This window comes from Escherichia sp. HH41S (assembly GCF_009820115.1).
GTDB lineage: Bacteria > Pseudomonadota > Gammaproteobacteria > Enterobacterales > Enterobacteriaceae > Escherichia > Escherichia coli_F.
The window spans coordinates 1-4,560 of record NZ_VNXE01000099.1; the positions used below are offsets into that span (position 1 = coordinate 1).

Here is a 4,560-nt window from a genome sequence, read left to right on the forward strand (position 1 = left end):
CAGAAGTGAAACGCCGTAGCGCCGATGGTAGTGTGGGGTCTCCCCATGCGAGAGTAGGGAACTGCCAGGCATCAAATAAAACAAAAGGCTCAGTCGAAAGACTGGGCCTTTTGTTTTATCTGTTGTTTGTCGGTGAACGCTCTCCTGAGTAGGACAAATCCGCCGGGAGCGGATTTGAACGTTGCGAAGCAACGGCCCTGAGGGTGGCGGGCAGGACGCCCGCCATAAACTGCCAGGCATCAAATTAAGCAGAAGGCCCAGTCGGAAGACTGGGCCTTTTTGCGTTTCTACAAACTCTTCCTGTCGTCATAACTACAAGCCATCCCCCCACAGATACGGTAAACTAGCCTCGTTTTTGCATCAGGAAAGCAGCTATGAACCACTCCTTAAAACCCTGGAACACATTTGGCATTGATCATAATGCTCAGCACATTGTATGTGCCGAAGACGAACAACAACTACTCAATGCCTGGCAGCATGCAACCGCAGAAGGGCAACCCGTTCTTATTCTGGGTGAAGGAAGTAATGTACTTTTTCTGGAAGACTATCGCGGCACGGTGATCATCAACCGGATCAAAGGTATCGAAATTCATGATGAACCTGATGCGTGGTATTTACATGTAGGAGCCGGAGAAAACTGGCATCGCCTGGTAAAATACACTTTGCAGGAAGGTATGCCAGGTCTGGAAAATCTGGCGTTAATTCCTGGTTGTGTCGGCTCATCACCTATCCAGAATATTGGTGCTTATGGCGTAGAATTACAGCGAGTTTGCGCTTATGTTGACTGTGTTGAACTGGCGACAGGCAAGCAAGTGCGCTTAACTGCCAAAGAGTGCCGTTTTGGCTATCGCGACAGTATTTTTAAACATGAATACCAGGACCGCTTCGCCATTGTAGCCGTAGGTCTGCGCCTGCCAAAAGAGTGGCAACCTGTACTAACGTATGGTGACTTAACTCGTCTGGATCCTACAACCGTAACGCCACAGCAAGTATTTGATGCGGTGTGTCATATGCGCACCACCAAACTCCCTGATCCAAAAGTGAATGGCAATGCCGGTAGTTTCTTCAAAAACCCTGTTGTATCTGCCGAAACGGCTAAAGCATTACTGGCACAATTTCCAACAGCACCAAATTATCCCCAGACGGATGGTTCAGTAAAACTGGCCGCTGGTTGGCTTATCGATCAGTGCCAGCTAAAAGGAACACAAATTGGTGGGGCTGCGGTACACCGTCAACAGGCGTTAGTTCTCATTAATGAAGGCAATGCAAAAAGCGAAGATATTGTGCAGCTGGCACATCATGTAAGACAGAAAGTGGGTGAAAAATTTAATGTCTGGCTTGAGCCAGAAGTTCGCTTTATTGGTACATCAGGTGAAGTTAGCGCGGCGGAGACGATTTCATGAAGGATAATACCGTTCCGCTAAAATTAATCACGCTATTAGCGAATGGCGAATTTCACTCTGGTGAGCAGCTGGGTGAAACGTTAGGAATGAGCCGGGCGGCCATTAATAAACATATTCAAACACTGCGTGACTGGGGCGTTGATGTCTTTACCGTTCCGGGTAAAGGATACTGCCTGCCTGAGCCCATCCAGTTACTTAATGCTGAACAGATATTGAGTCAGCTGGATAGCGGTAGTGTAGCCGTGCTGCCAGTTATTGACTCCACGAATCAGTACCTTCTTGATCGTATCGGAGAGCTTAAATCGGGTGATGCCTGCGTTGCTGAATACCAGCAGGCAGGACGTGGTCGCCGAGGTCGGAAATGGTTTTCACCTTTTGGCGCAAACTTATATTTGTCGATGTTCTGGCGTCTGGAACAAGGCCCGGCTGCGGCGATTGGTTTAAGTCTGGTTATCGGTATCGTGATGGCGGAAGTATTACGCAAGTTGGGCGCTGATAAAGTTCGTGTTAAATGGCCGAATGACCTCTATCTGCAGGATCGCAAGCTGGCAGGTATTCTTGTGGAGCTGACTGGCAAAACTGGCGATGCGGCGCAAATAGTCGTTGGTGCCGGGATCAACATGGCAATGCGTCGTGTTGAAGAGAGTGTCGTTAATCAGGGGTGGATCACGCTGCAGGAAGCTGGGATCAATCTCGATCGTAATGCGTTGGCGGCCATGCTAATACGTGAATTACGTGCGGCGCTGGAACTCTTCGAGCAAGAAGGATTGGCACCTTATCTTTCGCGCTGGGAAAAACTGGATAATTTTATTAATCGCCCAGTGAAACTTATCATTGGTGATAAAGAAATATTTGGCATTTCACGCGGAATAGACAAACAAGGCGCTTTATTGCTTGAGCAGGATGGAATAATAAAACCCTGGATGGGCGGTGAAATATCCCTGCGTAGTGCAGAAAAATAAGAAAGGGGAGCATTAGCTCCCCTTTAAATTATTTGCGTAGTCTGACCTCTTCTACCGCGTGATTAGCACTCTTTGTCAGGATTAAACTGGCGCGCTCACGAGTAGGTAGAATATTTTGCTTTAAGTTCAGCCAGTTGATCTCTTTCCACAATGTCATGGCAGTGTTAATCGCTTCTTCTTTAGTTAATTTCGCGTAGTTATGAAAATAGGAATCCGGGTCTGTAAAAGCCCCTTCGCGGAATTTCAGGAAACGGTTGATATACCACGTCTGAAGTAAGTCTTCCGGTGCATCAACATATATCGAAAAATCGACAAAATCAGAAACAAAAACATGATGTGGATCGTGTGGATAATCCATCCCGCTCTGTAAGACATTTAACCCTTCAAGAATTAAAATATCAGGCTGAACAACCGTTTTATCTCCATCCGGGATCACATCATAAATAAGATGCGAGTAAACAGGTGCCGTAACGTTTGGCACGCCGGATTTGAGATCGGAAACAAACTTCACCAGGCGATGCATATCATACGATTCCGGGAAGCCTTTCTTCTTCATCAGACCACGTTCTTTCAGCACCTGATTAGGGTGAAGGAAGCCATCTGTAGTGATCAGCTCAACACGACGATGCTCCGGCCAACGGCTTAATAGTGCCTGCAATACACGGGCGGTTGTACTTTTCCCCACCGCGACGCTACCTGCGATACTGATAATGTAAGGAATGCGTTGCCCGTTGGTACCAAGAAACTGTTCCAGAACTGCCTGACGGCGCAGATTCGAGCTTATATAGAAGTTCAGCAAACGTGACAGAGGTAAATAGATCTCGGCAACTTCTTCTAACGAGAGATCTTCATTAATACCTTTGAGACGGGCGATCTCATCTTCCGATAACGTCATAGGTACGGAATCACGCAGAGCTGCCCACTGGTTGCGGTCAAACTGTAGGTAAGGCGTCATTAACGTTTGCTCTTTTATACTCATAAGCATGTTTCTGGCGGTCATAGCTCTATCGGCAAAACGATATTTGCCATGGCGCGTCACAGTTCTGTTGAATGGGTTAATGGGCAGGAGGGTAACACCAGATGGGGAGGAATAATAAGAAAAAATCTCTCCCAGGAAGCTATCGTTGAAAAGCAATGTGACAGATATTCCATCTGATAAAAAGAATTGCGCTTTAGAAGGAGCGCATTGTTGAGAACAATGATGTTGAAAAAGTGTGCTAATTTGCCCTCTGTTCGACTGTTTCTTCATCGTGTCGCATAAAATGTGACCAATAAAACAAATTATGCAATTTTTTAGTTGCATGAACTCGCATGTCTCCATAGAATGCGCGCTACTTGATGCCGACTTAGCTCAGTAGGTAGAGCAACTGACTTGTAATCAGTAGGTCACCAGTTCGATTCCGGTAGTCGGCACCATCAAGTCCGGTGGGGTTCCCGAGCGGCCAAAGGGAGCAGACTGTAAATCTGCCGTCACAGACTTCGAAGGTTCGAATCCTTCCCCCACCACCAATTTCGGCCACGCGATGGCGTAGCCCGAGACGATAAGTTCGCTTACCGGCTCGAATAAAGAGAGCTTCTCTCGATATTCAGTGCAGAATGAAAATCAGGTAGCCGAGTTCCAGGATGCGGGCATCGTATAATGGCTATTACCTCAGCCTTCCAAGCTGATGATGCGGGTTCGATTCCCGCTGCCCGCTCCAAGATGTGCTGATATAGCTCAGTTGGTAGAGCGCACCCTTGGTAAGGGTGAGGTCGGCAGTTCGAATCTGCCTATCAGCACCACTTCTTTTCTCCTCCCTGTTTTTTCCTTCTGTTTATTGCATTCAACAAGTCGGGCATGTTGCCTGGTTGATGTGGTGATATCACCGATTTATCCGTGTCTTAGAGGGACAATCGATGTCTAAAGAAAAGTTTGAACGTACAAAACCGCACGTTAACGTCGGTACTATCGGCCACGTTGACCATGGTAAAACAACGCTGACCGCTGCAATCACTACCGTACTGGCTAAAACCTACGGCGGTGCTGCTCGCGCATTCGACCAGATCGATAACGCGCCGGAAGAAAAAGCTCGTGGTATCACCATCAACACTTCTCACGTTGAATACGACACCCCGACTCGTCACTACGCACACGTAGACTGCCCGGGGCACGCCGACTATGTTAAAAACATGATCACCGGTGCTGCTCAGATGGA

4 protein-coding genes and 4 tRNA genes are annotated in these 4,560 nt (G+C 47.6%); 7 read left to right on the forward strand and 1 reads right to left on the reverse strand.

Annotated features, from left to right (window positions below; translation table 11 throughout):
* Window positions 1-374: 374 nt before the first annotated feature.
* Window positions 375-1,403 carry a UDP-N-acetylmuramate dehydrogenase gene (gene murB / locus FQZ95_RS20120; protein WP_160530577.1) on the forward strand — a complete coding sequence of 343 codons (1,029 nt, stop codon included), beginning with the start codon at window positions 375-377 and terminating at the stop codon, window positions 1,401-1,403.
* On the forward strand, window positions 1,400-2,365 hold the full coding sequence (birA, locus tag FQZ95_RS20125; protein WP_000654641.1) for a bifunctional biotin--[acetyl-CoA-carboxylase] ligase/biotin operon repressor BirA: 966 nt from the start codon (window positions 1,400-1,402) through the stop codon (window positions 2,363-2,365). The genes murB and birA overlap by 4 nt, the downstream gene beginning before the upstream one ends.
* Before the next feature lie 28 nt (window positions 2,366-2,393).
* Here birA and coaA read toward each other — a convergent pair whose 3' ends face one another.
* Window positions 2,394-3,344 carry a type I pantothenate kinase gene (gene coaA, locus FQZ95_RS20130; protein WP_000023085.1) on the reverse strand — a complete coding sequence of 317 codons (951 nt, stop codon included), beginning with the start codon at window positions 3,342-3,344 and terminating at the stop codon, window positions 2,394-2,396.
* A 361-nt stretch (window positions 3,345-3,705) separates the two neighbouring features.
* Here coaA and FQZ95_RS20135 point away from each other — a divergent pair.
* The 5 genes from FQZ95_RS20135 to FQZ95_RS20155 all read left to right on the forward strand — a co-directional run.
* Window positions 3,706-3,781: transfer RNA gene (locus FQZ95_RS20135), tRNA-Thr, on the forward strand.
* Between the two features lie 8 nt (window positions 3,782-3,789).
* A tRNA-Tyr gene (locus FQZ95_RS20140) sits at window positions 3,790-3,874 on the forward strand.
* Window positions 3,875-3,990: 116 nt separating this feature from the next.
* Window positions 3,991-4,065, forward strand: a tRNA-Gly gene (locus FQZ95_RS20145).
* A 6-nt stretch (window positions 4,066-4,071) separates the two neighbouring features.
* Window positions 4,072-4,147 (forward strand) — tRNA-Thr (locus FQZ95_RS20150).
* A 114-nt stretch (window positions 4,148-4,261) separates the two neighbouring features.
* A partial coding sequence (locus tag FQZ95_RS20155) for a GTP-binding protein (protein WP_000031686.1) occupies window positions 4,262-4,560 on the forward strand: 299 nt, incomplete at its 3' end.